Origin of the sequence: Serratia sp. CY82433, from assembly GCF_052166535.1 — a bacterium.
Lineage (GTDB): Bacteria > Pseudomonadota > Gammaproteobacteria > Enterobacterales > Enterobacteriaceae > Serratia > Serratia sarumanii.
The window spans coordinates 524,441-550,449 of record NZ_JBJNOR010000002.1 but is presented as its reverse complement, the minus strand read 5'-3'; the positions used below and the strand labels follow the sequence as shown (position 1 = coordinate 550,449).

The 26,009-nt window shown below is 60.3% G+C and carries 24 protein-coding genes and 3 tRNA genes; 15 read left to right on the top strand and 12 right to left on the bottom strand.

Annotation, left to right across the window (positions count from 1 at the left end):
* Window positions 1-40: 40 nt before the first annotated feature.
* On the bottom strand, window positions 41-1,342 hold the full coding sequence (locus ACJ8PI_RS16175) for an anaerobic C4-dicarboxylate transporter (protein WP_033648718.1): 1,302 nt from the start codon (window positions 1,340-1,342) through the stop codon (window positions 41-43).
* Window positions 1,343-1,467: 125 nt separating this feature from the next.
* Window positions 1,468-2,904, bottom strand: a complete 1,437-nt coding sequence (gene aspA / locus ACJ8PI_RS16170) for an aspartate ammonia-lyase (protein WP_004929659.1) — start codon at window positions 2,902-2,904, stop codon at window positions 1,468-1,470.
* Between the two features lie 369 nt (window positions 2,905-3,273).
* Between aspA and ACJ8PI_RS16165 the strand changes: the two genes are divergently transcribed.
* The 5 genes from ACJ8PI_RS16165 to ACJ8PI_RS16145 all read left to right on the top strand — a co-directional run bounded on the left by ACJ8PI_RS16165 (window position 3,274) and on the right by ACJ8PI_RS16145 (window position 8,304).
* Complete coding sequence (locus ACJ8PI_RS16165) at window positions 3,274-3,762, top strand: FxsA family protein (RefSeq protein ID WP_033636764.1); 489 nt, start codon at window positions 3,274-3,276, stop codon at window positions 3,760-3,762.
* 189 nt (window positions 3,763-3,951) lie between these two features.
* Entirely contained in the window at window positions 3,952-4,245 is a 294-nt protein-coding gene (locus ACJ8PI_RS16160; RefSeq protein WP_004929661.1) for a co-chaperone GroES, read from the top strand.
* A gap of 44 nt (window positions 4,246-4,289) precedes the next feature.
* Complete coding sequence (gene groL, locus ACJ8PI_RS16155) at window positions 4,290-5,936, top strand: chaperonin GroEL (RefSeq protein ID WP_048321232.1); 1,647 nt, start codon at window positions 4,290-4,292, stop codon at window positions 5,934-5,936.
* Window positions 5,937-6,161: 225 nt separating this feature from the next.
* Window positions 6,162-7,781 carry a methyl-accepting chemotaxis protein gene (locus tag ACJ8PI_RS16150; protein ID WP_103774161.1) on the top strand — a complete coding sequence of 540 codons (1,620 nt, stop codon included), beginning with the start codon at window positions 6,162-6,164 and terminating at the stop codon, window positions 7,779-7,781.
* A 178-nt stretch (window positions 7,782-7,959) separates the two neighbouring features.
* Window positions 7,960-8,304 (top strand): DUF4156 domain-containing protein, encoded by a 345-nt coding sequence (locus ACJ8PI_RS16145; RefSeq protein WP_025305007.1) that lies wholly within the window; start codon window positions 7,960-7,962, stop codon window positions 8,302-8,304.
* 82 nt (window positions 8,305-8,386) lie between these two features.
* Here ACJ8PI_RS16145 and epmB read toward each other — a convergent pair whose 3' ends face one another.
* Complete coding sequence (gene epmB / locus ACJ8PI_RS16140) at window positions 8,387-9,415, bottom strand: EF-P beta-lysylation protein EpmB (protein WP_164134880.1); 1,029 nt, start codon at window positions 9,413-9,415, stop codon at window positions 8,387-8,389.
* A 42-nt stretch (window positions 9,416-9,457) separates the two neighbouring features.
* On the opposite strand from epmB, the gene efp reads away from it, so the two are divergent.
* The 4 genes from efp to sugE all read left to right on the top strand — a co-directional run bounded on the left by efp (window position 9,458) and on the right by sugE (window position 10,988).
* Window positions 9,458-10,024, top strand: coding sequence for an elongation factor P (efp, locus tag ACJ8PI_RS16135; RefSeq protein WP_004929666.1), 567 nt, complete (start codon window positions 9,458-9,460; stop codon window positions 10,022-10,024).
* Window positions 10,025-10,093: 69 nt separating this feature from the next.
* Window positions 10,094-10,225 carry an entericidin A/B family lipoprotein gene (locus tag ACJ8PI_RS16130; protein ID WP_049234700.1) on the top strand — a complete coding sequence of 44 codons (132 nt, stop codon included), beginning with the start codon at window positions 10,094-10,096 and terminating at the stop codon, window positions 10,223-10,225.
* A gap of 121 nt (window positions 10,226-10,346) precedes the next feature.
* Window positions 10,347-10,478, top strand: a complete 132-nt coding sequence (locus ACJ8PI_RS16125) for an entericidin A/B family lipoprotein (RefSeq protein WP_033636766.1) — start codon at window positions 10,347-10,349, stop codon at window positions 10,476-10,478.
* Window positions 10,479-10,670: 192 nt separating this feature from the next.
* Window positions 10,671-10,988 (top strand): quaternary ammonium compound efflux SMR transporter SugE, encoded by a 318-nt coding sequence (gene sugE, locus ACJ8PI_RS16120; protein ID WP_004929669.1) that lies wholly within the window; start codon window positions 10,671-10,673, stop codon window positions 10,986-10,988.
* Here sugE and blc read toward each other — a convergent pair.
* The 5 genes from blc to frdA all read right to left on the bottom strand — a co-directional run bounded on the left by blc (window position 10,982) and on the right by frdA (window position 14,902).
* Entirely contained in the window at window positions 10,982-11,515 is a 534-nt protein-coding gene (blc, locus tag ACJ8PI_RS16115; RefSeq protein WP_033654885.1) for an outer membrane lipoprotein Blc, read from the bottom strand. The two genes, sugE and blc, sit on opposite strands and share 7 nt — an antisense overlap.
* An 84-nt stretch (window positions 11,516-11,599) precedes the next feature.
* On the bottom strand, window positions 11,600-11,959 hold the full coding sequence (gene frdD, locus ACJ8PI_RS16110; protein ID WP_033636768.1) for a fumarate reductase subunit FrdD: 360 nt from the start codon (window positions 11,957-11,959) through the stop codon (window positions 11,600-11,602).
* A gap of 12 nt (window positions 11,960-11,971) precedes the next feature.
* Window positions 11,972-12,364 (bottom strand): fumarate reductase subunit FrdC, encoded by a 393-nt coding sequence (gene frdC, locus ACJ8PI_RS16105; RefSeq protein WP_004929673.1) that lies wholly within the window; start codon window positions 12,362-12,364, stop codon window positions 11,972-11,974.
* Between the two features lie 14 nt (window positions 12,365-12,378).
* A complete protein-coding gene (locus ACJ8PI_RS16100; RefSeq protein WP_033648713.1) occupies window positions 12,379-13,113 on the bottom strand; it encodes a succinate dehydrogenase/fumarate reductase iron-sulfur subunit in 735 nt (244 codons plus the stop codon).
* Complete coding sequence (gene frdA, locus ACJ8PI_RS16095) at window positions 13,106-14,902, bottom strand: fumarate reductase (quinol) flavoprotein subunit (RefSeq protein WP_033638926.1); 1,797 nt, start codon at window positions 14,900-14,902, stop codon at window positions 13,106-13,108. Before frdA ends, ACJ8PI_RS16100 begins: the two co-directional genes overlap by 8 nt.
* 385 nt (window positions 14,903-15,287) lie before the next feature.
* Between frdA and epmA the strand changes: the two genes are divergently transcribed.
* A complete protein-coding gene (gene epmA / locus ACJ8PI_RS16090; protein WP_004929681.1) occupies window positions 15,288-16,265 on the top strand; it encodes an elongation factor P--(R)-beta-lysine ligase in 978 nt (325 codons plus the stop codon).
* Window positions 16,266-16,332: 67 nt separating this feature from the next.
* On the opposite strand, the gene mscM is transcribed toward epmA, so the two are convergent.
* The 3 genes from mscM to rsgA form a co-directional block, all read right to left on the bottom strand.
* Complete coding sequence (gene mscM, locus ACJ8PI_RS16085) at window positions 16,333-19,680, bottom strand: miniconductance mechanosensitive channel MscM (RefSeq protein ID WP_060436724.1); 3,348 nt, start codon at window positions 19,678-19,680, stop codon at window positions 16,333-16,335.
* A 13-nt stretch (window positions 19,681-19,693) separates the two neighbouring features.
* A complete protein-coding gene (asd, locus tag ACJ8PI_RS16080) occupies window positions 19,694-20,587 on the bottom strand; it encodes an archaetidylserine decarboxylase (RefSeq protein WP_033636775.1) in 894 nt (297 codons plus the stop codon).
* Between the two features lie 76 nt (window positions 20,588-20,663).
* Complete coding sequence (gene rsgA / locus ACJ8PI_RS16075; protein WP_033638924.1) at window positions 20,664-21,713, bottom strand: small ribosomal subunit biogenesis GTPase RsgA; 1,050 nt, start codon at window positions 21,711-21,713, stop codon at window positions 20,664-20,666.
* Between the two features lie 240 nt (window positions 21,714-21,953).
* On the opposite strand from rsgA, the gene orn reads away from it, so the two are divergent.
* The 4 genes from orn (at window position 21,954) to ACJ8PI_RS16055 (ending at window position 23,038) form a co-directional block, all read left to right on the top strand.
* Window positions 21,954-22,499, top strand: a complete 546-nt coding sequence (gene orn / locus ACJ8PI_RS16070) for an oligoribonuclease (protein ID WP_033636776.1) — start codon at window positions 21,954-21,956, stop codon at window positions 22,497-22,499.
* Between the two features lie 191 nt (window positions 22,500-22,690).
* Window positions 22,691-22,766: transfer RNA gene (locus ACJ8PI_RS16065), tRNA-Gly, on the top strand.
* A gap of 66 nt (window positions 22,767-22,832) precedes the next feature.
* Window positions 22,833-22,908 (top strand) — tRNA-Gly (locus ACJ8PI_RS16060).
* 54 nt (window positions 22,909-22,962) lie between these two features.
* Window positions 22,963-23,038, top strand: a tRNA-Gly gene (locus tag ACJ8PI_RS16055).
* Window positions 23,039-23,349: 311 nt separating this feature from the next.
* Here ACJ8PI_RS16055 and queG read toward each other — a convergent pair.
* Entirely contained in the window at window positions 23,350-24,489 is a 1,140-nt protein-coding gene (gene queG, locus ACJ8PI_RS16050; protein ID WP_033648708.1) for a tRNA epoxyqueuosine(34) reductase QueG, read from the bottom strand.
* Between queG and nnr the strand changes: the two genes are divergently transcribed.
* Complete coding sequence (gene nnr / locus ACJ8PI_RS16045; protein WP_049233074.1) at window positions 24,488-26,002, top strand: bifunctional ADP-dependent NAD(P)H-hydrate dehydratase/NAD(P)H-hydrate epimerase; 1,515 nt, start codon at window positions 24,488-24,490, stop codon at window positions 26,000-26,002. The two genes, queG and nnr, sit on opposite strands and share 2 nt — an antisense overlap.
* The last annotated feature ends 7 nt before the right edge of the window (window positions 26,003-26,009 follow it).

Here is a 26,009-nt window from a genome sequence, read left to right as displayed (position 1 = left end):
CGCCAGAAGGAAAACCGGGGCCGTAGCCCCGGTCGAAGCGTTACAGCATGATGCTGCCGAGCAGGAAGCCGAATACCACGGCGAAAATCACGCCCATGGTGCCGGGAATGAAGAACGGGTGGTTGAACACGAAGCGGCCGATGCGCGTGGTGCCGGTATCGTCCATCTGCACCGCGGCGACCAGCGTCGGGTAGGTCGGCAGGATGAACAGGCCGGAGACGGCGGCGAAGGAGGCGACGGCGGTCAGCGGCGACACGTTCAGCGCCAGCGCCATCGGCATCAGCGCCTTGGCGGTAGCGGCCTGCGAGTACAGCAGCGCCGAGCAGAAGAAGAAGATCACCGCCAGCAGCCACGGGTGCGCCTGAATGACGCTGCCGGCCGTCTCTTTGATCCAGTCGATGTTGGCCTGCACGAAGGTATCGCCCAACCAGGCGACGCCGAGGATACAGATACAGGCGCTCATGCCGGCCTTGAAGGTGCTGGAGTTCAGCACCATGTCGGTGTCGACGCGGCACAGCAGGGTGGTCAGCGTGGCGACGCTCAGCATGATGATCAGGATGGCGTTGGTGGTGTTCATCAGCGGCTTGGCCACCAGGCCAAGACCCGGGCTGTTGATGATGGCGTAAGCCACTACGCACAGCACGCCCAGCAGGAACAGCAGCACCGAGGTTTTGGCGCGCGGTTTGATCTCCAGCGCGTTGTTGCCGCGCAGGGTGATCAGGCCTTCTTCCAGGCGTTTCAGGTACACCGGATCGTTAGACAGCTTGGAGTCGAACAGCCAGGTCACCAGCAGCGACATCACCAGCACGGCGCAGAAGGTGGACGGGATCACCACCATCAGCAGGTGCAGGTAGCTGACGCCGTGGCCTTCCATCACCGAAGACATGTACACCACCGCGGCGGAGATCGGCGAGGCGGTGATGGCGATCTGGGCGGACACCACGGCGGTCGACAGCGGCCGGCAAGGCTTGATGCCCTGTTCTTTCGCCACTTCGGCGATCACCGGCAGCGCCGAGAGCGAGATGTTGCCGGTGCCGGCGAAGATGGTCAGGAAGTAGGTGACGATAGGGGCGAGAATGGTGATGTGCTTGGGGTTCTTGCGCAGCAGCTTTTCGGTCTGCTGCACCAGGTAATCCATCCCCCCGGCGACCTGCATGGCGGAGATCGCCGCGATCACCGCCATGATGATGGAAATCACGTCGAAGGGAATGCTGCCCGGCTTGACGCCGATCAGCGCCAGGACCAGAACGCCCAATCCCCCCGCGAACCCGATACCGATACCGCCCAACCTGGCCCCTAAAAAGATGGCCAGCAGAACGATAACCAATTCTACGGCTAGCATAGTGTTTACTCCTTAAAATGAGAGAAATTGAAAATCAAACGTTAAAATTTTGTGGGCGCCTAAAAGTAAAAAGGCACGCTATCCAGAGGATTTAGCGTGCCTTTCAGGGCTACCGGGTAGGTCTGTTATTGTTCATTTTCATCCGTATAGCGTTTGGCTTTATAGGCCGGGTGCATCAGGTTCTCCACGGAGAAGATGTCATCCAGCTCGGCTTCGGTCAGCAGGCCGCGTTCCAGCACCACTTCACGCACGCTCTTGCCGGTTTCGGCGCAGATCTTCCCGACGATGTCACCGTTATGGTGGCCGATGAACGGGTTCAGATAGGTGACGATACCGATCGAGTTGAAGACGTAGTGTTCGCAGACTTCTTTATTCGCGGTGATGCCGTTAATGCATTTTTCCAGCAGGTTGTAGCAGGCGTTGGTCAGGATGTGGATCGACTCGAACATCGCCTGGCCGATCACCGGCTCCATCACATTCAGCTGCAGCTGGCCTGCTTCGGCCGCCATGGTAACGCAAGTGTCGTTGCCAATCACCTTGAAACACACCTGATTGACCACTTCCGGCACCACCGGGTTCACTTTGGCCGGCATGATGGACGACCCCGCCTGCAGCTCAGGCAGGTTGATTTCGTTCAGGCCGGCGCGCGGGCCGGAGGAGAGCAGGCGCAGGTCGTTGCAGATTTTGGACAGTTTCACCGCCAGGCGTTTGAGCGCGCTGTGCACCATCACGTAGGCGCCGCAGTCGGAGGTGGCCTCGATCAGGTCTTCCGCCGGCACCACCGGCAGGCCGCTGACTTCCGCCAGTTTTTGCACCGCCAGCGGCTGGTAGCCTTCCGGGGTGTTGAGCGCGGTGCCGATGGCGGTGGCGCCCAGGTTCACTTCCAGCAGCAGCTCCGCGGTGCGGTGCAGGTTGCGGGTCTCTTCGTTCAGCAGCACGCTGAAGGCGTGGAATTCCTGGCCGAGGGTCATCGGTACCGCGTCCTGCAGCTGGGTGCGGCCCATTTTCAGGATGGTTTCGAACTCTTTCGCCTTGCGGTCGAAGCCTTCGCGCAGCTGGTTGATGGCGTCGATCAGCTTCTGGTTGGAGGCGTACACCGCGATGCGGAACCCGGTCGGGTAGGCATCGTTGGTGGACTGGCACTTATTGAGGTGATCGTTCGGGTTCAGGTACTGGTATTCGCCTTTTTGGTGGCCCATCAGCTCCAGGCCGATGTTCGCCAGCACTTCGTTGGTGTTCATGTTCAGCGAGGTGCCTGCGCCGCCCTGGAACACGTCCACCGGGAACTGATCCATGCACTTGCCTTTATCCAGCACCTCATCGCAGGCCTGGATGATCACGTCGGCGATTTTGCGCGGGATGGTTTTGAGTTCTTTGTTGGCCATCGCCGCGGCCTTTTTCACCATCACCATGCCGCGAACGAACTCGGGGACATCGCTGATTTTGCTGTTGCTGATGTAGAAGTTTTCAATCGCACGCAGAGTGTGGACTCCGTAGTAAGCGTCTGCGGGGACTTCACGTGTTCCTAACAGGTCTTCTTCGATACGAATGTTGTTTGACATGAGAACCTTCTCTATGTGTTGCTGCCGAATTAATAATGTGTCAGGTCAAGGCTAATAAGGGCACAGCCTAAATTAATGTTGCCGAAGGCTTGGGGCGTGAAACGATTAACCAAATCGCCCGTTGCTGCCCAGATCATATGCTGGTTGGTAAGAAATGACTGAATCCAGATCACCTTATGGTGTTTAAGGATATGCCCTTTTCCGGTTCTGTGACTTCTTTCACGTTTGTGAACTTTAGCAATAAAAACCGGCTCTCGGTTGAAATGGTGGGGGGATGCCCTCATTGTAATGGTGTCGGCCGTTTACGGCCTCTTTTTTCACGCCGTCGCCCCGTGGCGGCCGCGCTTTACCTACCGATAGGAGAACCAGGTGCGCTGGTTACCGCTACTGCTGATATTTCTGCTGGCTTACATAGAAATATCCATCTTTATCAAAGTCGCCGCCGTGCTCGGCGTGGCTGTCACCCTGCTGCTGGTGGTGTTCAGCTCCTGCGTCGGCATTTCGCTGGTGCGCAATCAGGGCATGAAAACCTTCGTGCAGATGCAGCAAAAACTGGCGGCCGGCGAAAGCCCGGCAGCGGAAATGGTGAAAAGCGTTTCGCTGGTGCTGGCGGGCTTCCTGCTGCTGATCCCGGGTTTCTTCACCGACTTCCTCGGCCTGTTGCTGCTGCTGCCGCCGGTGCAAAAAACGCTGACGCTGAAGCTGATGCCGCATCTGTCGGTTTATCGCCCCGGCGGTTGGACGGGCGGTGACGCCGCCAACGGCAACACCTTCGACGGTGAATTCCAGCGCAAGGACGACGAACGCTCGGTGCTGGAACACCGCCCGGACGAGGAGCGCAAGCCTCACGATCGTTAAGCAAACGCGGCTCAGGCCGCGTTTTTTCTCTCTGTAGCACCCGCGCGGCCAAAAATGCGAAATTTTTTTCGTTAGCCCCCTTGAAGGGGGCTGGAACGCCCCCATCTCAAATGCCACGAGGCCGGTAATAACAACCATCCGGTGTACAACCCTAAATCTGATAGAGACCTTCTTACAGGAGAGCGTTCAATGAGTATTCGTCCATTGCATGACCGCGTTATCGTCAAGCGCAAAGAAGTTGAATCAAAATCTGCTGGCGGCATCGTCCTGACTGGCTCTGCTGCGGGTAAATCCACTCGCGGTGAAGTGGTTGCAGTGGGTAAAGGGCGTGTGCTGGAAAACGGCAACATCCAACCGCTGGATGTGAAAGTTGGCGATATCGTGATTTTCAACGACGGCTACGGCGTGAAAGCAGAGAAGATCGACAATGAAGAAGTGTTGATCATGTCCGAAAGCGACATTCTGGCAATTGTTGAAGCGTAATTGCGCTTTATCTTCTGAACTGAACGAGTTGAAGGGAAATACCAATGGCAGCTAAAGACGTAAAATTCGGCAATGACGCTCGCGTGAAAATGCTCCGCGGCGTGAATGTTCTCGCTGATGCAGTAAAAGTGACCCTGGGCCCGAAAGGCCGCAACGTAGTGCTGGATAAATCTTTCGGCGCTCCGACCATCACCAAAGACGGCGTTTCCGTTGCGCGTGAAATCGAACTGGAAGACAAGTTCGAGAACATGGGCGCACAGATGGTGAAAGAAGTGGCCTCCAAAGCGAACGACGCGGCGGGCGACGGCACCACCACGGCAACCGTACTGGCTCAATCCATCATCACCGAAGGCCTGAAAGCGGTTGCTGCAGGCATGAACCCGATGGATCTGAAGCGCGGCATCGACAAAGCGGTTGTCGCTGCGGTTGAAGAACTGAAGAAACTGTCCGTACCTTGCTCCGATTCCAAAGCTATCGCTCAGGTAGGCACCATCTCCGCCAACTCCGACGAAACCGTGGGTAAACTGATCGCGGAAGCGATGGAGAAAGTGGGCAAAGAAGGCGTTATCACCGTTGAAGAAGGCACCGGCCTGCAAGACGAGCTGGACGTGGTTGAAGGTATGCAGTTCGACCGCGGTTACCTGTCCCCATACTTCATCAACAAGCCGGAAACCGGTTCTGTTGAGCTGGAAAGCCCGTTCATCCTGCTGGCTGACAAAAAGATCTCCAACATCCGCGAAATGCTGCCGGTGCTGGAAGCCGTTGCCAAAGCAGGCAAACCGCTGCTGATCATCGCTGAAGACGTAGAAGGCGAAGCGCTGGCGACCCTGGTGGTCAACACCATGCGCGGCATCGTGAAAGTGGCTGCCGTTAAGGCGCCTGGCTTCGGCGACCGCCGTAAAGCCATGCTGCAGGATATCGCGACCCTGACTGCCGGTACCGTTATCTCTGAAGAGATCGGTCTGGAGCTGGAAAAAGCCACCCTGGAAGACCTGGGCCAGGCAAAACGCGTTGTGATCAACAAAGACACCACCATCATCATCGATGGCGTGGGCGACGAAGCGACCATCCAGGGCCGCGTTGCTCAGATCCGTCAGCAGATCGAAGAAGCGACCTCTGACTACGATCGTGAAAAACTGCAGGAGCGCGTAGCGAAACTGGCCGGCGGCGTTGCCGTTATCAAGGTTGGCGCAGCGACTGAAGTTGAAATGAAAGAGAAGAAAGCCCGCGTTGAAGACGCCCTGCACGCGACCCGCGCCGCAGTGGAAGAAGGCGTGGTGGCCGGCGGTGGCGTAGCGCTGATCCGCGTTGCAGGCAAAATCGCCGCGCTGAAAGGCGACAACGAAGACCAGAACGTGGGTATCAAAGTTGCGCTGCGCGCAATGGAAGCCCCTCTGCGTCAGATCGTGGTGAATGCCGGTGAAGAAGCTTCCGTTATCGCCAACCAGGTGAAAGCGGGCGAAGGCAGCTACGGCTACAACGCTTACTCCGAAGAATACGGGGATATGATCGCGATGGGTATCCTGGATCCAACCAAAGTGACCCGTTCTGCTCTGCAGTACGCGGCTTCCGTGGCTGGCCTGATGATCACCACCGAATGCATGGTCACCGACCTGCCGAAGGCTGACGCACCGGATATGGGCGCAGCAGGCGGCATGGGTGGCATGGGCGGCATGGGCGGCATGATGTAATCATCCCCCACACGCTGGTGTGCTGAGAACCCCGGTCAAACGACCGGGGTTTTTTTTATCTTAAAAATCAATAAAAAGAATGTTTATTTAGTCTGTTATTAGTTCACTGAATGAATTATTGCATTATTTTGCTTTTACCCTAAACCGTTGTCGTTTCGTACCGATATAGCCCCTACCAGGCGGGGAATATTCCCTCGCCGGTGTGACTGTCAACGGAGACGACTTATGCTGAAAAATATGAAAATAGCCACCTGGCTGATGTTGATGCTGTTGCTGTTGGGCTTGATGCCCATGGGAACCGGCGCCATCGCCTTCTATTTCATGCAGCAAAACGGCAACAGCATCGGCAGGATGAGCACTTTCTCCGACGAGGAAGCGGCGCTGAACCGCAGTTGGCGTGCTTTGCTGCAAACGCAGACGCTGATCGACAACATGGCGTTCGAGCGCATGGCGCAGACGGACGCCGCCGATATCCGTAAGGGCATCACTGAGGCGCGTAACGAGCTGCGCAGCGCCGACGTTGCGTTCAACCTGTTTTGGGAGACGCCGGGCCTGACGGTATCGCGCCCGGATCTGGGCGAGGCGATGAAAACGGTCTATCTGGCGCAGCAGGCGGTGCTGAAGCAAGAGCTGACGCTGTTGGCCGACACGCCGCAGGCGGCGCTGATCGAGCGGCTGCACGCCATGGCCGCTGAGAAGCGCCAGGTGCGCCAGCGGCTGGATAGCCAGTTTGCCGACTACATGCGGGCCACGGTGGCCGCTCATCGTCTGGCGGTGGAGGCGGCGGTGCAGACTCAAAAAGTCTTTGCACGCCTGCTGAGTGGCACCCTGGCGGCGATCCTGCTGCTGCTGGTCGCCGTGCAACGTGATTTCCGCCGGCGCTTGATCCTGCCGCTGCGCCAGGTTGCCGAACACTTGCAAAAGGTTGGGCGCGGCGATCTGCGCAGCGAGATCGCGGTACGCAACAGCAATGAGATCGGCATGCTGTTCGCCAGCCTGCGGACGATGCAGCAGGAGCTGAGCGCCACCGTGCAGCAGGTGCGTGACGGCGTGGAGTCGATCAATCACGGTACGCACGAGATCGCCGTCGGCAACGCCGATCTTTCCAGCCGTACGGAAGAACAGGCCAGCGCGCTGACGGAAACCGCCGCCAGCATGGAACAGATCACCGCTACGGTGCGGCAAAACGCCGATAACGCCAGCCAGGCCGCCGGCATGGTCAATCAGACTGCCGGCATTGCCCGCAACGGCGAAACGCTGATGGCCAACGCGGTCGACAAGATGCGGGCTATCAACGACAGCGCGCGCCAGGTGGGGGATATCACCAGCGTGATCGACGGCATCGCCTTCCAGACCAATATTCTGGCGCTGAACGCCGCCGTGGAGGCCGCGCGGGCCGGAGAACAAGGCAGGGGTTTTGCGGTGGTGGCTGGCGAGGTGCGCAATCTGGCGCAGCGCTGCGCGACCTCGGCCAAGGAGATCAGCAGTTTGGTCGACGGCGTAACCGGCGATATCGCCGTCGGCGTGCGCCTGGTCGAGCAGGCGGGCGAGACGATGAATGCCATCGTTGGCTCGGTGAACCAGGTGACGTCGCTGATGGACAACATCTCGTACGCGTCGGAAGAGCAAAGCAAGGGCATTGAGCAGGTCGGGGTGGCGGTGACCCAGATGGATCAGGTGACGCAGCAGAACGCCGCGCTGGTGGAGGAGGTGGCGACCACCGCCGTCGGCGTGGAGGAGCAGGCGGCCCTGCTGGCGCAGGCGGTGGCGGTATTCCAACTGGCGGAGGGGGAAACGCGCCAGGACGAAGCGCAGGCTTCGGCGGCCGTTGCCGGTTGGGCATAACGCCGCCGCACTGTATTTGATGATATTTTTGCCGCCGGGGGCGATTTAGCTGGTAAACTGTTAAGTCATCAGCTGTCGCTCAAGACGTTGGCCCGCTCGCGTGGCAACGGATGCTTAAGAGATGGCATCGCTTTCTGATAAGCTTTTGCGTAATTCTCAACATCGAATGGGGAACAAGATGCGGATTAAAGCCTTACTGGGTCTCTCGGCAGCGATGCTGCTGGCGGGTTGCAGCACCACTCATGAACTGACCGCTGCGGGTCAGCAGATCAAGTTCACCGACAGCAAGCCGGCGGCGGAATGCCAGCTGCTGGGGGAAGTGACCGGCACCCAGAGCAACTGGCTGTCCGGCAACGGCGGTGAAGGCAGCTCCATGCGCGGGGCGGCCAACGATCTGCGCAACAAGGCGGCGGCCATGGGTGGCAACGTGATCTACGGCGCCAACAGCCCGAGCCAGAACCTGCTCTCCAGCTTCGCACCGCTGGACAGCAAAATGGTCGGCCAGGTTTACAAGTGCCCGTAAGGCGCGGAGGCCGCAGCCGCAAAGAGGTAAAAAAAGAGGAATGCCACGGCATTCCTCTTTTCGTTGGGGCATTTGGCGCACGTCACTCCTGCATCAGGCGCAGATCGATCGGCGTTTTGCTCGGTTCGCCGCCCACTTCGCGCGTCAGGCGCGGCACCAGATAACCGGACACCTTGCTCAGCAGCGCCTGCATGATGGCGCGCGCTTCATCGTCGCTGACCATGAAGTGCGCCGCGCCCTGCACCTTGTCCAGCACGTGGATGTAGTAAGGCAGGATACCGGCGTCGAACAGCGCGTTGCTGAGCGCCGCCAGCGTGTCGGCATCGTCGTTGACGTCGCGTAGCAGCACGCTCTGGTTGAGCAGCGTGACGCCGGCGAGACGCAGCTGCGCCATGGCGCTTTGCAGATCGCGGTCAATTTCGTTGGCGTGGTTGATGTGCGTGACCATCAGCACCTGCAGGCGCGAGGCCGATAGCTGGCGGCACAGCGCCGGCGTGATGCGCGCCGGGATCACCACCGGCAGACGGGTGTGAATGCGCAGGCGTTTCAGGTGCGGGATGGCCTCCAGCTCGCCGACCAGCCACTCCAGCTCGCTGTCTTTGGCCATCAACGGATCGCCGCCGGAAAAAATGATCTCGTCCAGTTCCGGGTGTTGGCGGATATAATCCAGCGCCTGCCGCCAGTTGTTCTTGTTGCCCTGATTATCCTGATAGGGGAAGTGGCGGCGGAAGCAGTAACGGCAGTTGACCGCACAGCCGCCCTTGACCAGCAGCAGCGCGCGATTGCGGTATTTGTGCAGCAGGCCCGGCACCACGCTGCGCTGCTCATCGAGCGGATCGGTGGTGAACCCTGGGGCGTTGATGAACTCCTCTCTGGCGGTCAGCACCTGGCGCAGCAGCGGGTCGTTGGCATCGCCGGGGCGCATGCGCGCAGCGAAGGCGCGCGGCACGCGCAGGGCAAACAGCCGGCGGGCATCGCGCCCCTGCGGCAGTTCCGGGTGCGTATTCAGTGACAAAAGCTGCAGTAATTCATCTGGATCGGTAATAACATCGGCGAGTTGATGCAACCAATCTTCTCTATGTGCCGTACTTTGGGTTATAATGTGTGCCATTTTTTTGGCTAAGCTACCAGTTCAAATATTCAGAGGGCCATCATGGCGACTTATTCTAGCAACGATTTCCGTCCGGGTCTTAAAATCATGTTCGAGGGCGAACCTTACGCCGTCGAAGCCAGTGAGTTCGTTAAGCCGGGCAAAGGCCAGGCGTTTGCACGCGTGAAAATGCGTCGTCTGCTGACCGGCACCCGCGTGGAAAAAACCTTCAAGTCTACCGATTCTTGCGAAGGCGCAGACGTGATGGACACCAACATGAACTACCTGTACAGCGACGGTGAGTTCTACCACTTCATGCACCCTGAGTCTTTCGAACAGCATCAGGTTGACGGCAAAACCGTCGGCGACGCGGCCAAATGGCTGCAGGATAACGCAGAGTGCATCATCACCCTGTGGGATGGCCGTCCAATCGCCGTTCAGCCGCCGAACTTCATCGAAGCGGAAATCACCGATACCGATCCTGGCCTGAAAGGCGATACCGCAGGGACTGGCGGCAAGCCGGCTACCCTGAGCACCGGCGCCGTGGTTAAAGTGCCGTTGTTCGTCCAGATCGGCGAAGTGATCAAAGTTGACACTCGCTCTGGCGAATACGTCTCTCGCGTTAAATAAGTTTCAAAGCAGAGGAACCCCCGCGGTTCCTCTGTTTTATCCCATCCCGTTCGTTGGCAGAAAACCCGCATGTTCAAGAAAACGTTGTTGGCCGTGCTCTCCCTGTTGTTCCTTTTCTCCCTTAGCGGTTGCAATACGTTTCGCGGTTTCGGCCAAGACGTGCAGCATCTCGGCGGCGCCATTTCGCGCACGGCCAGCTGATCCCGCCCTTTAACCCGATGTATTTGCGCCACAAAGCCGGTGGTGATTCCACTCCCTGCGCCAATTTTGACTAAGCTTAGAAAGCCGTACTTTTTCATCAACGACAAATAAGGACTTTCTTATGCTGAAGAAAAGTATTATCGCGATCTTCTCTTTGATGATTTTGACCTCGTTGACCGCCTGTAATACCACCCGCGGCGTGGGTGAGGACATTCAGGCCGGCGGCAAGGCCATTCAGCGCAGCGCGGAATAATCCGTTCTCCACCCGGCGGCGTTCCTCGTGCGGAGGGCCGCCGCATTTCCTCCTCTTGCCTGAGCGTTAACGCTGCTGTTATCCTGCCGCAGTGCGGGTGAGGTTACCCGCCGTTCTTCACCCCGCTGAACGGGACGACCCGTTTACGCGTCATTATATCGGGGACGACCCCAGTGGAAGGGAGGCCGTCTCATGGCCTGGATTATTCTGCTTATCGCCGGTTTGCTTGAAGTGGTTTGGGCTATCGGTCTGAAATACACCCACGGTTTTACCCGGCTGACGCCGAGCATCATCACCATCGCCGCGATGGTGGTCAGCATGTTGTTGTTGGCCAACGCCATGAAAACGCTGCCCGCCGGCACCGCCTATGCGGTGTGGACCGGCATCGGCGCGGTGGGCGCGGCCATCATGGGCATGGTGCTGTTGGGCGAGTCGACCAATATCGCGCGTATCATCAGCCTGTGCCTGATCGTGGTCGGCATCCTCGGGCTGAAGTTCAGCAGTCACTGATCGGCGGGCTGCTGCACCCAGATCAGCGCATCGGTGGCGAAACCGTAGCCTTTGGCCGTCTGCAATAAGCTGTCGCGTACGCCGGCGTCAAGCGTCGGGGTGCGCGACAGGATCCACAGATAGTCGCGGTTAGGGCCGCAAACCAGCGCGTAGCGATACTCCGGATCCAGGGCAATCACGTTATAGCCGCCGTAGAAGGGGCCGAAGAACGACACTTTCAGCGCCGCGACCTGCGGTGAACCGATAAAGTAGGCTTTGCCTTCGCTTTCTTGCCATTGCTGTTTCTGCGGATTGAAGCCGCGATTGATGACTTTCAGCCCGCCGTCGGCGCGTGGGCTGTAGTGGGCGGTCACCCGCTGCAAACCGCGTTCAAAACGATGATCCAGACGCGCGATTTCGTACCAGGTGCCGAGATAGCGCTGACTGTCGAAAGGGGTCACGACCTTGATGTCTTTGGGCGGGGAGACGCTGCAAGCGACGGAGAGCAGGGCGGAAAGCATGACGCTAAGCTTTGACCATAAACGCATCGGTGACTCCTGTTTACCGGGGGCGAGTAGACAGTGTAGCCGATGAGCAAAGGGCGGCCAACGGGCGTTGGCCGCCTGAGCGGTTTACAGGGTGACGACGCCGATAACGGTGACCACGCTGAGGATCGCCGCCAGACCGTAGAACACCCATTTGCCGGCCGGTACGTGGATCTTCAGATCGTGCATCGCATGGTGGATGCGGTGCAGGCCGCACCACAGCGGCAGGATGATCATCAGCAGCAGGAACAAGCGGCCGATCAGGCTCTGGCAGAACGCCAGCACGCGCTCGTAACCCAGCGCTTCACCGGGGAACAGCCCCAGCGGCAGCAGAATGCCGACCAGCAGCACGATGGCCGGCGCGACGATCGCGCTCCACATGCCACCGGCGCCGAACAATCCCCAGAAAACCGGCTCGTCGGAGCGTTTAGGTGCTTGATTTATCATGTTTCCTCCGGATTAGATCAGGGCCACGGCCAGGATGACCACGCTGACGACAATGGTGACGGCCCACAGCCCTTTCACGATGGGGCCCGGTCCCATTTTCTCGCTGTTGACCACGATATTGGCGGCCTTCGGCGCCAAATCGAACCAGGTTTTGGTGTGCAGCGCCGCCGCCAGCAGGGCGACGACGTTGATCAACAGCACCAGCGGGTTCTGCAAGAAGCCGACGAAGCCGGCCCAGCTCTCGGCGCCGCCCTTCAGCGCGAACACGCCGTAGAGCAGCACGATGCTGAACCAGACCGCCAGCACCGAGGTGCCTTCGCGCAGCATGTAGAAACGGTAAAAGCCGAGCTTTTGCCACCAGGTGGGCGTCATGGTGCGCACATAGGGCTTACGTTGAGTTGTCATGGCAATTTTCTCCCTTATTGCGGCTTCAGCATGGCGATCATGAAGTCTTTGGCGCTCTCCACCTTGCCCTGCTGGATGGCGGCGGCGGGATCGACGTGTTTCGGACAGACTTCTGAGCAATAGCCGACGAAGGTGCAGCTCCAGACGCCGTTTTGGCCGTTAAGCTGCGGCATGCGCTGTTTCTTGCCGTGGTCGCGGTTGTCCAGGTTGTAGCGGTGCGCCAGCGTGATCGCCGCCGGGCCGATAAACTCGGGGTTGAGGCCGAACTGCGGGCACGCGGCGTAGCACAGGCCGCAGTTGATGCAGCCGGAGAACTGGTGATACTTGGCCATCTGCGCCGGGGTCTGCACGTTCGGGCCGTCTTCCGGCTTGCGATCGTTGCCGATGATGTAAGGCTTGATCGCCTCCAGGCTTTCGATGAAGTGGGTCATGTCGACCACCAGATCGCGCTCGATCGGGAAGTTGCCCAGCGCTTCGACCTTCATGCCGCCGACGTAATCGCGCAGGAAGGTTTTGCACGCCAGCTTCGGCACGCGGTTGACCATCATGCCGCAGGAGCCGCAGATCGCCATGCGGCAGGACCAGCGGTAGGAGAGATCCGGCGCCAGGTTATCCTTGATGTAGCCCAGCGCGTCGAGCAGCGAGGTCTGTTCGTCGTAAGGCACGGCGTAGGTGACGAAATGCGGCTCGGCGTCGCTTTCCGGGTTATAGCGCATGACTTCGATCTTCAGGGTTTGCATCTCAGCCATTTGCCTGCTCCTTATTCTTTTTCTCCTGCGCTTCGGCTTCTGCGCCGTAGACGCGTTTGGCCGGCGGCAGCTTGGTGATTTTCACGTCGCTGTATTCGAGACGCGGCGCGCCCTGTGGGTTATGGAACGCCAGCGTATGCTTGAGGAAGTTGACGTCGTCGCGCTCGGTGCAGCCTTCGTCCAGGCGCTGGTGAGCGCCGCGCGACTCTTTGCGGTTAAACGCGGAGTGCGCCATGCATTCGGCGACGTCCAGGCCGTAGCCCAGCTCGATGGTGTACAGCAGATCGGTGTTGAACACGCTGGAGTTGTCGGTGATGTTGACGCGCTTGAAGCGCTCTTTCAGCTCCGCCAGCTTATCGATGGTTTTTTGCATCAGCTCCGGCGTGCGGTAGATGCCGCAGCCCTCTTCCATCGACAGCCCCATTTCGTCGCGGATCTTCGCCCAGTTTTCGTTGCCTTCCTGCTTCATCAGGTTGCTCAGGCGGGTTTCGACATCGCGGGTTTGCGCATCCAGCGCGCTGCCGTTGGCCGGTGCGGTTTCCAGCGCGCGCCGCGCCGCGTGCTCACCGGCGACGCGGCCGAACACCACCAGTTCTGCCAGCGAGTTGGAGCCGAGACGGTTGGCGCCGTGCAGGCCGACGGAGGAGCATTCGCCGACCGCGAACAGCCCCTTGATGCGGGTTTCGCAATTCTGATCGGTTTCAATGCCGCCCATGGTGTAGTGCGCGGTAGGGCGCACCGGGATCGGATCTTTCACCGGATCGACGCCGACGTAGGCCTTGGCCAGTTCGCAGATGAACGGCAGCCGCTCCAGCAGCTTTTTCTCGCCCAGATGGCGCAGATCGAGGTAGACCACGTCGCCGCGCGGGGTGGCGATGGTGCGGCCGGCGCGCCATTCGTGCCAGAAGGCCTGGGACACTTTGTCGCGCGGGCCCAGCTCCATGTATTTGTTCTTCGGCTCGCCCAGCGGGGTTTCCGGGCCCATGCCGTAATCTTGCAGGTAACGGTAGCCGTCCTTGTTCACCAGAATGCCGCCTTCGCCGCGGCAGCCCTCGGTCATCAGGATGCCGGAACCGGGCAGGCCGGTCGGGTGATACTGCACGAACTCCATGTCGCGCAGCGGCACGCCGTGGTGGAACGCCATGCCCATGCCGTCGCCGGTAACGATGCCGCCGTTGGTGTTGTAGCGGTAGACGCGCCCGGCGCCGCCGGTAGCCATCACCACCGCATTGGCGCGGATCTGCACGCGGGTGCCTTCCATCATGTTGAGCGCCACCAGGCCGCGCGCCTGGCCGTCGTCCACCAGGATATCCAGCACGAAGTGCTCGTCGAAGCGTTGAATTTGCGGGTATTTCAGCGAAGTCTGGAACAGTGTGTGCAGCATGTGGAAGCCGGTCTTGTCGGCGGCGAACCAGGTGCGTTCGATCTTCATGCCGCCGAAGCGCCGCACGTTGACCGACCCATCCGGTTTGCGGCTCCACGGGCAACCCCACTGCTCGAGCTGGGTCATCTCGCGCGGGCACTGATGCACGAAGTGATCGACCACGTCCTGTTCGCACAGCCAGTCGCCGCCGGCGACGGTGTCGTGGAAGTGGTAGTCGAAGGTATCGTGATCCTGGGTGACGGCGGCGGAGCCCCCCTCGGCGGCGACCGTATGGCTGCGCATCGGGTAGACCTTAGAGATCAGCGCGATTTTCAGTTGGGGATTGGCTTCCGCTGCGGCTATTGCTGCACGTAAACCAGCGCCCCCGGCCCCAATAATGGCAAGATCGGCGTTAAAGGTTTGCACTGCATTCCTCCAATGTTCTTGTTAAGAACGGCAAGTTAAATATCTATGCTTAAAATTTAGCGAGCTCTTCGGGTGCTAACTAATTGAACCGATTAATGTTGCTTAAAGGTTAAGGATAGATATCTCCCACCAATAATGGGGAATTAACTATACCTAAAGTTAAGTAGTCGAAATTTGATGTGATCGATTGTTTTGTCGATTAACGCTCGACCAACAGGCTTGCCTGCCTTTTCGCGTGTTCGGCGTGCTTTACCCTTTTTAACGCGCTTTTGTCGCCTATTTATCGGAAATTGGCGTTATGGCCGGTTGTGCATCGTGAAGAATTTGTTTGGCTGCAAGGATGCGAGTAGACTGCATCCCCTGTTTGATTTCGGAGTTAATTACCATGAGCGAAACGGCAAGCTGGCAGCCTAGTGCACCCATCGCCAATTTGTTGAAACGCGCAGCGATTCTGGCTGAGATCCGGCGTTTCTTCGCCGATCGTGGCGTGCTGGAAGTTGAGACGCCCACCATGAGCCAGGCGACGGTCACCGACGTTCACCTGTTCCCGTTCGAGACGCGTTTCGTCGGGCCGGGGGCGGCAGAGGGCCTGACGCTATACATGATGACCAGCCCGGAATATCACATGAAGCGCCTGTTGGCGGCGGGCAGCGGCCCGATCTACCAAATGGGGCGCAGCTTCCGCAATGAAGAAGCCGGGCGGCATCACAACCCGGAATTCACCATGCTGGAGTGGTACCGTCCGCACTACGACATGTACCGCCTGATGAACGAAGTGGACGATTTGCTGCAACAGGTGCTGGACTGCGAGAGCGCGGAGACCCTGTCCTATCAGCAGGCGTTCCTGCGCCATCTGGACATCGATCCGCTGTCGGCGGAGAAGGCGCAGCTGCGTGAAGCGGCGGCCAAGCTCGACTTGAGCAACATCGCCGATACTGAAGAAGACCGCGATACGCTGCTGCAGCTGCTGTTTACCGTGGGCGTGGAGCCGCATATCGGCCGTGAAAAGCCGGCGTTCGTTTACCACTTCCCGGCCAGCCAGGCGGCGTTGGCGGAGATCAGCACCGAAGACCACCGCGTGGCGGAGCGTTTTGAGGTGTACTTCAAGGGCATTGAGCTGGCGAACGGTTTCCGCGAGCTGACCGACGGCCGTGAACAGCAGCAGCGCTTCGAGCAGGACAATCGCAAACGCGCGGAGCGCGGCCTGCCGCAGCAGCCGATCGACTACAACCTGCTGGCGGCGTTGCAGCACGGCATGCCGGAATGTTCCGGCGTGGCGCTGGGCGTGGATCGCCTGGTGATGCTGGCGCTGGGCGCCGAGAGCCTGAGCGACGTGTTGGCTTTCCCGGTTGGGATCGCCTGACGTTTCAGGCGCAGAGAAAAGCAAAAGGGTCGGCATTTGCCGGCCCTTTTTTTATCGCGAGAACCGCTTACAGCCCCCCGGCGTCGCGCTTGGTGTTCGGCGCCGGCGTGGACGGCGGCGTACGGCCGTTGTTGGTCAGCCGCGACAGCGTCTCGGTGCGCACCTGGAACGGCGGGTACGGCAGCGTGATGCCGTGCTCGCGGTAGCCCGCCAGGATCAGCTGGTGGATCTCGTGGCGCAGCGGCATGCGGTGGCCCATCTCGGCGGCGTAAATACGCATCTCGAAGATCTGAATGCCCTGTTGCAGATCGACCAGGTAGACTTCCGGCACCGGATTGTCCAGCACCAGCGAACAGCGCTCGGCGGCGTTCATCAGGATCTTGGTCACCTCTTCGCTATTGGCCTCGCCCGGAGCCGGCACGGTCAGCACCACGCGGGTGATGGCGTCCGAGAGCGACCAGTTGACGAACTGCTCGGTGATGAACGCCTTGTTCGGCACGATGATCTCTTTGCGGTCCCAATCGGCGATGGTGGTCGCGCGGGTATTGATCTTGGTTATCGTGCCGGTCAGGTTGCGGATCGTTACGGTATCGCCGATGCGGATCGGCTTCTCGAACAGGATGATCAGGCCGGAGATGAAGTTGGAGAAAATCTCCTGCATGCCAAAGCCGAGACCCACGCTGAGCGCGGTGACCACCCACTGCAGTTTCGACCATTCGATGCCGATCCAGGAAAAGCTGAGAATGGCGCCGAACAGCAACAGCAGGTATTTGGTGATGGTGGTGATGGCGTAACCGGTGCCCGGCGACAGATCCAGGTGCTGCAGCACCGCCAGTTCCAGCAGCGCCGGCAGGTTGCGCACCAGCTGCATGGTGATGATCAATACCAGAATGGCGATCAGCACTGCGCCGAGGGTGATCGGATGGGCGGTTTCCACGCCGTTGACCGTCGAGGTCACGTCCCACAGCGAGATATTTTCCAGGAAGCTGAAGGCGGAGTGGATCTCCGACCACAAAACGATCACCGACACCAGCGCGATCAGCGTCAGGATCGAACGCACCAGCCGCAGCGACTGGGCGCTGATGGTATCCAGGTCTATCTCTGAGTAGTCCATATCCACCGAACCTTCGGTGCTGTTCGGGGTATGCGAGGTTTCGTCTTCGCCGCGGGCGCGCTGGGCCAGAATGTCCGCGCGGCGCTGTTTGGCGCGGTCGAAGGCGATGCGTCGCCGTTGGATCAGCATCCAGCGGCGGATGATGTGGTAGACGACCAGCAGCAGGAACCAGATCGCCACCGAGGTTTCCAGGCGCGCCAGCAGCGCCTGCGCGGTGGTGAGATAACCGACGCTCGACGCCAGCGCCGCCAGCAGCGGCGCCGACAGCAGCAGCCCCCAGAAGGCGCTGTTGAGCATGTTGTCGCCGGAGCCGTTTTTATCCAGATACAGCGGGATGCCGGCGCGTTTGAGGCTGTGGGTGACCAGCGCCAGCGCCAGACACAGCAGAATGAAGCACAGCCGCCCCAGCGTGTTGGCGAACTCGCGCTCTTTCAGGCTATCGAAGGTGATCAGTGCCATGATCAGCGGCACGATCAGCCAGATCGACATCTTGTAGTAGCGCATGGCGCGCGAAACCTGCTTCGCCGGCCAGCGGAAGTGCACGATGAACAACCCTTGCGGGTGGGCGAAGGCGGCGCAGATCATGCAGATCCACAGGATCGGCAGCGTGGCGGTCACCCCTTTGCCGATCGCTTCCGCCACCGGGTAGTTCCAGGCGCTCTGCAGGCCGTAGCCGAGCGCGGCCCACAGCACCGGCAGCGGCATCGCCACCAGAATCGACCAGAACACGGTGCGCACCGTCAGGAAGAATTCGTCCTGCGTCACCTTGCCGACGCGGCTGCTGGCGCGCTCGAGGAAGGCGTGGTAGTGCTTGCGCGAACTGATGCTGAAAATCACCAGCAGCAGGGCGCCGAAGATCGGGATCAGCGTTTCGCGGCTGGTCACCATCATCATGAAGGCGCCGCCGAGCTGCGACAGCGTGTCCAGCGACAGAACGCGCGTCAGATCGTGCGCCACGTTGAGCGGATAAGAGAAGTTGATCGGATTGACGTCCGGCACCCAGAACAGATAGCGGTGGGTGGCGTCGCGAATTTCGTTCAACGCTTCGATCAACTGGGTGTTGGCCACCTTCAGCTTGGTCAGCTCGAGGATTTGGGTGTCGCAACCGGACAACAACGAGTTCAGCAGCTCGCGCTGGGTGCGCAGCTGGGCATCGACGATGCGCTGCTCCTGGTTGGTCAGCGCGCTGCCGTCGTCGCGCTTGAATTCGCGCTGCGACAGTTTTTCCAGCTGAGTTTCAAACTGCAGGCGCTGCACGCGCAGCTGGGCCATGTCGCCGTCCAGCTGTTGCGGCTTGGGCATTTCCGGCAGCGTCGCCACCTGGGCGCGCAGGGTTTCCCCCAGCGCCGACGACGAACCGAGCCATTGGGCCTGCTCGATGATGGTGCTCAGCGCCTGGCGCACCTGCAGCGTCTGCGCCGCCGCCTGCCGCTGCTGCGATGAAATCAGATCCATGCGCTGCGCCTGGCTGTTCAGCGCGGCGGACAGTTCGCGGTTGATCTGCAGCTGTTGGCTGATGCTTTTTGGCAAATCGCCGTTCTGCTCGGCCAGCAGCTCGGTTTTTTCCAGCGCCTGTTCCGCTTCGCGTTGGCGCTGGGCGTTGAGGTTGTTGCGCAGCGCCTGCAGCTGAACGTCTATTTTCTCGTGGCGCTTTTTATAGACTTCGGCGCGCATGCGCGCCAGCTCCTGCCGGTTGTTGGCCGACAGCTGCGCCAGTTCCAGCTCGTCCACTTTGGCCTTGCGCGCCGCGGCTTCGGTCTGCAGCAGGGCCAGGGCGGCCTGCGCGTACGGCGTGGTCGGGTTGGCGGGCTGCGCCTGCAGGCGGCGCTGCACTTCCGTCAGCGCACGGCGGGCGTCGGTCTGCTGCTGCGGCAGCTGGCCGAGTGAATCGCTGATTTCCCGTGTGCGATCCTGCTCTTGCTGCAGCAGGCGCGCCTGTTCCAGCAGCAGACTGCTGGTTTGCAGGATCTGCTGTTCCAACTCGGCGGCCGGCAGATCGTCGCCGTTCGGCAGGATCTTGTTGCTTTCCAGCACCAGCTGGCGGCGCAGTTCCTGCGTCATCTTCGGGAAATCGTCGATCACCCTCTGATACTGCTCGGAGCGAGTCTGCGACTCTTTACGCTCCGCCAGCCAGTTGAGTGCGCTTTGCAGCGCCTCGGTGGTCTCCGCCTGATTCGGCGCGTTTTTGCTGCTTTCCGCCTGCTTCAGCTCTTGCTTGAGCTGGGTCTCGGTCGGCAGGGGAGCGGCCAGCGCCGGTTGCCACAGCAGGCAACCGAGCAAAAGCGTGATGATCAGGCGCACGGCGTCGATTCCTTTAGAGCGGGGTCTGTGGTGTTTCAGCGGCGGCCGGGATTTCGGCGAACGCCTCACCCATGCGGGTGACGGTGCCGTTTTGCAACTGCGGCGCGAGCTGCACGCTGCCTGCGGTAAACAGATTGATCACCGTGGAGCCAAGCTTGAAGCGGCCCATCTCGGCGCCTTTTTCCAGCGCGATGGCGCCCTCTTCACCGGCGGCCGGGTAGGTCCAGCGTTTGATGATGCCTTCGCGCGGCGGCGTGACGGTGCCGGCCCAAACGGTTTCGATGCTGCCGACGATGGTGGCGCCGACCAGAATTTGCACCATCGGCCCGATGTCGGTGTCGAACACGCAGATCACGCGCTCGTTGCGCGCGAACAGGTTAGGCACGTTGGCGGCGGTGAGCGGGTTGACCGAGAACAGATCGCCCGGCACATAGATCATTTCGCGCAGCACGCCGGCGCATGGCATGTGCACGCGGTGGTAATCGCGCGGCGCCAGATAGGTCGTGGCGAACAGGCCGTTGCGGAACGGTTCGGCCAGCAGGTAGTTGCCGGCCAGCAGCGCTTCCAGGCTGTAGTGATGGCCTTTGGCCTGGAAGATTTGATCGTCGCGGATCGGGCCGAGCTGGCTGATGGCGCCATCGGCGGGCAGCGCCAGCCAGTTGGCGTCGGCGATGATTGGGCGTGCGCCATCGCGCAGCGGGCGCACGAAGAAGTCGTTGAAGGTGGCGTAAGACGCCAGGTCCGGATTTTGCGCTTCCTGCATGTCCACGCGGTAGAAGCGGGCGAAGGCCTTGATCACCAGTTGGGTCAGCCAGCCGGCCCGTTTGTCGGCGCCCCAGCCCGCCAGGCGGGTCAGCGCCAGCTTCGGTAGCCAATATTGCAATTTAATCTTGATGCTATCCAGCACGTTAACCTCGTGAATCAGGGTAAAAGGCGCGCATTGTAACGAGGGCCTCGCCGTCGTCAATGCCCGCCCGTCAGTGTCAGTCTGCGGCGTCCGTGAAGTTCTTGCGAACCTTCACCTGCGCCATGCTTTCCAGAATGCGGTGATAGTTGTCGAAACGCTCTTCCGCGATATCGCCTTTCTCCATCGCCGCGCGGATGGCGCAGCCGGGATCGGTATCGTGGCGGCAGTCGCGGAATTTGCAACCGCCTAAATAATCACGGAATTCGACAAATCCGCGGGTGATTTGTTCCGGCTCCAGGTGCCACAGGCCAAACTCGCGCACCCCCGGGGAGTCGATCACGTCGCCGCCGTGCTGGAAATGGTACAGCCGCGCGGCGGTGGTGGTATGTTGCCCGAGGCCCGATACGTCGGAAACCTGATTTACCAGAATTTGCTCTTCGGACGGCGGCAGCAGCGCATTCAGCAGGCTGGATTTGCCGACGCCGGACTGGCCGGCGAAGATGCTGATGCGCCCGGCCAGCGCCTGTTCGAACTCCGCCATGCCTTCCCGCGTCTGGCTGGAGACTTCCAGCACCCGGTAGCCAATCTTGCGATAGATATCCATCATGCCGTCGACCAGCTTGCGCGCTTCGGCGTCCAGCAGGTCGATTTTGTTGAGCACGATCAGCGGCTCGACTTCGAGCGTTTCGCAGGCCACCAGATAGCGGTCGATGATGTTCAGCGACAGCTCGGGCAGGATCGCCGACACGATGACGATCTGATTGATATTGGCGGCGATCGGCTTCACGCCGTCGTAGAAGTCCGGGCGCGTCAGCACCGAGGTGCGTTCGTGCACCGCTTCCACGATGCCTTTCACCCCTTCATGGGCGCCCAGGCCGGGGCGCCACACCACGCGATCGCCGGTGACCAGCGAACGCAGCGTACGGCGGATATTGCAGCGGTGCTGAGTGCCATCCGGCGCCTCAACGTCGGCGTGCATGCCGAAACGGCTGATGACGACGCCTTCCTGCGGCTCGCCCAGTTGGGAATCATCCGGTTCCGGTTTGTTATCAGCGCGCTTCAGACGGCGCTGATGGTTCGCCTGCACGCGGCGTTGCTGACCTTTGGACAGTTTGTTCTTACTCACTGCGCCTCACTTGACTCGATTTTATACCTTTACACGTACGGCGGCGGTTGGGGCCTTCCCCGGCCGCAGCCTTGAACCCGTCGGGGTATATGTCGCCCAGGGCGACCAAAAAGACTATGATACACGCTATTTTATATTAAATAACCGTTGTTAGCCGTCGGCTGCGGCGCGTCGCCACCGGCGGCGACCGCCGTCTCGTCCGCACAGCGTTTTTCTCTCGGCTTTTAGGCAGGAAACATCATGACAGGAAACGAAAATAACCTGATTTGGATCGATTTGGAGATGACCGGGCTGGATCCCGAGCGTGACCGTATTATCGAGATCGCCACGCTGGTCACCGACGCCAACCTGAACATCCTGGCGGAAGGGCCGGTGATCGCCGTGCATCAGTCCGACGAACAGCTGGCGCTGATGGACGAGTGGAACGTGCGCACCCATACCGGCAGCGGGCTGGTGGAGCGGGTGAAAGCCAGCCGCCAGGACGATCGCGCCGCCGAGCTGGAAACGATAGCCTTCCTGCAGCAGTGGGTGCCGGCCGGCAAATCGCCGATCTGCGGCAACAGCGTGGGCCAGGATCGCCGTTTCCTGTTCCGCTATATGCCGGAGCTGGAGGCCTACTTCCATTACCGCTACCTGGACGTCAGCACGCTGAAGGAGCTGGCGCGCCGCTGGAAGCCGGAAATTCTCGCCGGCTTTAAAAAGCAGGGCACCCATCAGGCGCTGGACGACATTCGTGAATCGGTGGCCGAACTGGCGTATTACCGCGAACATTTCATCCAGCTCTAAGGTGCGAGGGCCTCTGCGGGGAAAAAATGCCGGTTTTAGCCGCTTAATTCGCCAATCTGGCGCTTTAATCGGCAATCAAACAAAAATCGCGTTTTTTTGCTTTCAGGGGCTTGCGGCAAAAAGGATTTCTCGTATAATGCGCACCCCGTACCGATGAAGAATTTCGTAACGTTCCACCATCGATACGCCGGGCGGGAATAGCTCAGTTGGTAGAGCACGACCTTGCCAAGGTCGGGGTCGCGAGTTCGAGTCTCGTTTCCCGCTCCAAATTCAACAATGTCGCGATGCGGCATGATGAATAAATAAAGCAGTATCAAGCAGTACCTATGCGACGCGGGAATAGCTCAGTTGGTAGAGCGCAACCTTGCCAAGGTTGAGGTCGCGAGTTCGAGCCTCGTTTCCCGCTCCAAAAATTCAAAGGTCACGCCAGTGTTTGGTGGCCGGATGCCAAAAGCATCTCAATGCGGGAATAGCTCAGTTGGTAGAGCACGACCTTGCCAAGGTCGGGGTCGCGAGTTCGAGTCTCGTTTCCCGCTCCAATTTTCTCTTCGTTTCAAACTCAAATCCAACGCCTTATCCGACGCGGGTTTTTGTCCCGTTTTACACGCCTGGTAAAAATGTTGTGAACAGAGTTATCCACAGCCTCTGCACATAAACTCGCCTGCCTGAAAAATCAACGTCATACAAATTAAATATTTATCTATTTGATTTATAAGTTTATTTATTTATCCCAAAACGTTATGCCGATCACTTGCTCTTTTTGTTGCAGTTGAAAGACAACGTGTTTTTATTTTTATGCACAAATCCACAGAGTGAGTCTTGCGGCGCTACGTCCGAATGGCGCACGCCGTCAGGCATCCCTTGGCAAACCTTTTTCCACAGCCCGTATCAGCCGTTTTTTCTGCGCCGTTTGCACCTCGATGCCCTGCGCTTCGCGGCGGGCGAGCTGTTGCGCCAGCGCCCAGTGGATATGTTCGTCCAGCATGGCGTTCTGGCCCAAACGGGTGCGCAGTGCGAGCACGATGCCGTCCTCGTAGGGCGCATTGCCCAGCGCCACGGCGATATTGCGCAGCCAGCGCAGGTGGCCGATGCGGCGTATCGCCGAGCCTTCGGTGATGCGCAGGAATTTTTCCTCCGTCCAGTTGAACAGATCGATCAACTGCGGCGCATGCAGCGCGGCGCGCGGGCTGAAATCGTCTTCGTCGGTAAGCTGCGAAAAGCGGTTCCACGGGCAGATCAGCTGGCAGTCGTCGCAGCCGTAGATGCGGTTGCCGAGCAGCGGGCGGAACTCCTCCGGGATCGCGCCTTCCAGCTCGATGGTCAGGTAGGAGATGCAGCGCCGGGCGTCTACGGTATAGGGGGCGACGATGGCGCCGGTCGGGCAGGTGGTGATGCAGGCGACGCAGCGGCCGCACTGCTCTTCCTGCGGCTGGTCTACCGGCAGCGGCAGATCGATCAGCAATTCGCCGAGGAAAAACCACGACCCGGCTTCACGGTTGAGAATTAGTGAGTGTTTACCAACCCAGCCGATGCCCGCCTTGGCGGCCAGCGCGCGTTCCATCACCGGCGCAGAATCGACAAAGGGGCGGAAATTCAACTCGCCGCAGTAGGCCTGGATCTGATCGCCCAACTTTTTCAGGCGCTGGCGCAACAGCTTGTGATAGTCGCGCCCCAGCGCATAGCGGCTGACGTAGCCCAGCTGCGGATTTTGCAAGGTGCTGGCAAATGCCGCCTTGGCCGGCAGGTAGTTCATGCGTACGCTGATCACTCGCAGCGTGCCCGGCAACAGTTCGTGAGGGCGTGCGCGCAGCATGCCGTGGCGCGCCATCCATTCCATTTCGCCGTGGTACTGTTTGTCGAGCCAGGCCTGCAGCTTCGGCTCTTCAAGGCTCAAATCGGTATCGCAGATGCCAACCTGCTGGAATCCTAGCGATTGCCCCCATTGCTTGATATGTTGGGCGAGTTGATGGAGATCGAGGGGGTGCGTCATGACGGGCCACAGTGAAAAAGCATACGCTGACAGTTTACCACACTCTGTCTGGCCTGCGGATTGGATCCGCCGCTCGGAACCCGCAGCGGCGGCCTCGCTCGGTATTTCTCTTTACGATTTGATGCAGCGCGCCGGTCAGGCGGCCTACGCGCTGGCGCGCAACGCGTACCCCTCCCGCGACCACTGGCTGGTGCTGTGCGGCCACGGCAACAACGGCGGCGACGGCTATGTGGTGGCGCGCCTGGCGAAGGCGGCGGGCGTGCAGGTGACGCTGATCGCCTGCGACGGCGCACGGCCTTTGCCACCGGAAGCCGCAGCAGCCCGCGAGGCCTGGCAAGCCGCAGGCGGCGACATTCTGCCGGCGAGCAGCCGCTGGCCGGCGTCTGTTTCTCTCATCATCGACGGCCTGTTAGGTACCGGCCTGGGCAGCGCGCCGCGTGCGCCCTACGACGCGCTGATCGAGGCCGCCAACCGCCATTCGGCACCGGTGGTGGCGCTCGATATTCCGTCCGGCCTGCTGGCGGAGAGCGGCGCGGCGCCGGGCGCGGTCGTGCGTGCCGCGCACACCGTCACGTTCATCGGCCTCAAACCGGGATTGCTGACCGGCCAGGCGCGCGACTGGGTCGGGCAACTTCATCAGAATGCGCTAGGCTTATCGGGTTGGTTGGCGAAGCAACCGGAGCAGATTCAGCGGCTTACCGCCGAGGTGTTGCCGCGTTGGCTGCATCCGCGCCGTCCCTGCGCCCATAAGGGCGAGCATGGCCGCCTGCTGTTGGTGGGCGGCGATCGCGGGTTCGGCGGCGCCATTCGCATGGCGGCAGAAGCGGCGCTGCGCAGCGGGGCTGGATTGGTGCGAGTGCTTACTCACATGGAGCATGTCGCGCCGCTGTTGGCGGCCCGGCCGGAGCTGATGGCGCAGGCGCTGGACGAGGCGACGCTGCGGCAGGCGATGCAATGGGCGGATGTGCTGGTGATTGGCCCGGGTCTGGGCCAGGCTGAGTGGGGCAAAAACGCCCTGAACGTGCTGCAAACCAGCGATAAACCGGCCTTGTGGGACGCCGATGCGCTGAACTTGCTGGCATTAAATCCCGAGAAACGGCAGAATCGCGTGATGACTCCGCATCCTGGAGAGGCTGCTCGGCTGTTGAGCTGCAGCACTGCCGACATCGAGAGTGATCGCTTACTTGCCGTGCGCAAGCTGACGGCGCGCTACGGTGGTGTGGCGGTGCTGAAAGGCGCCGGTACGCTGATCGCCGATGAGCAGGGGCAGATGGCGATCGCCGATGTCGGCAACGCCGGCATGGCCTCCGGCGGCATGGGCGATGTGCTGTCGGGCATCATCGGCGGTTTGCTGGCGCAAAAGCTCTCGCTGTATGATGCCGCCTGTGCGGGCTGCGTCGTACACGGCGCGGCCGGCGATCGCGTAGCGGAAAGACAAGGAACAAGAGGCATGTTGGCGACCGATTTACTGCCGGACATCCTTCATTTCGTTAACCCTGAGTGGGCAAAATAGACTTTAT

Coding starts and splice junctions, on each gene's coding strand:
- ACJ8PI_RS16175 (WP_033648718.1), bottom strand. CDS start 1,342: ATGCTAGCCGTAGAATTGGTTATCGTTCTGCTGGCCATCTTTTTAGGG.
- aspA (WP_004929659.1), bottom strand. CDS start 2,904: ATGTCAAACAACATTCGTATCGAAGAAGACCTGTTAGGAACACGTGAA.
- ACJ8PI_RS16160 (WP_004929661.1), top strand. CDS start 3,952: ATGAGTATTCGTCCATTGCATGACCGCGTTATCGTCAAGCGCAAAGAA.
- groL (WP_048321232.1), top strand. CDS start 4,290: ATGGCAGCTAAAGACGTAAAATTCGGCAATGACGCTCGCGTGAAAATG.
- ACJ8PI_RS16150 (WP_103774161.1), top strand. CDS start 6,162: ATGCTGAAAAATATGAAAATAGCCACCTGGCTGATGTTGATGCTGTTG.
- ACJ8PI_RS16145 (WP_025305007.1), top strand. CDS start 7,960: ATGCGGATTAAAGCCTTACTGGGTCTCTCGGCAGCGATGCTGCTGGCG.
- epmB (WP_164134880.1), bottom strand. CDS start 9,415: ATGGCACACATTATAACCCAAAGTACGGCACATAGAGAAGATTGGTTG.
- efp (WP_004929666.1), top strand. CDS start 9,458: ATGGCGACTTATTCTAGCAACGATTTCCGTCCGGGTCTTAAAATCATG.
- ACJ8PI_RS16130 (WP_049234700.1), top strand. CDS start 10,094: ATGTTCAAGAAAACGTTGTTGGCCGTGCTCTCCCTGTTGTTCCTTTTC.
- ACJ8PI_RS16125 (WP_033636766.1), top strand. CDS start 10,347: ATGCTGAAGAAAAGTATTATCGCGATCTTCTCTTTGATGATTTTGACC.
- sugE (WP_004929669.1), top strand. CDS start 10,671: ATGGCCTGGATTATTCTGCTTATCGCCGGTTTGCTTGAAGTGGTTTGG.
- blc (WP_033654885.1), bottom strand. CDS start 11,515: ATGCGTTTATGGTCAAAGCTTAGCGTCATGCTTTCCGCCCTGCTCTCC.
- frdD (WP_033636768.1), bottom strand. CDS start 11,959: ATGATAAATCAAGCACCTAAACGCTCCGACGAGCCGGTTTTCTGGGGA.
- frdC (WP_004929673.1), bottom strand. CDS start 12,364: ATGACAACTCAACGTAAGCCCTATGTGCGCACCATGACGCCCACCTGG.
- ACJ8PI_RS16100 (WP_033648713.1), bottom strand. CDS start 13,113: ATGGCTGAGATGCAAACCCTGAAGATCGAAGTCATGCGCTATAACCCG.
- epmA (WP_004929681.1), top strand. CDS start 15,288: ATGAGCGAAACGGCAAGCTGGCAGCCTAGTGCACCCATCGCCAATTTG.
- orn (WP_033636776.1), top strand. CDS start 21,954: ATGACAGGAAACGAAAATAACCTGATTTGGATCGATTTGGAGATGACC.
- nnr (WP_049233074.1), top strand. CDS start 24,488: ATGACGGGCCACAGTGAAAAAGCATACGCTGACAGTTTACCACACTCT.
- queG (WP_033648708.1), bottom strand. CDS start 24,489: ATGACGCACCCCCTCGATCTCCATCAACTCGCCCAACATATCAAGCAA.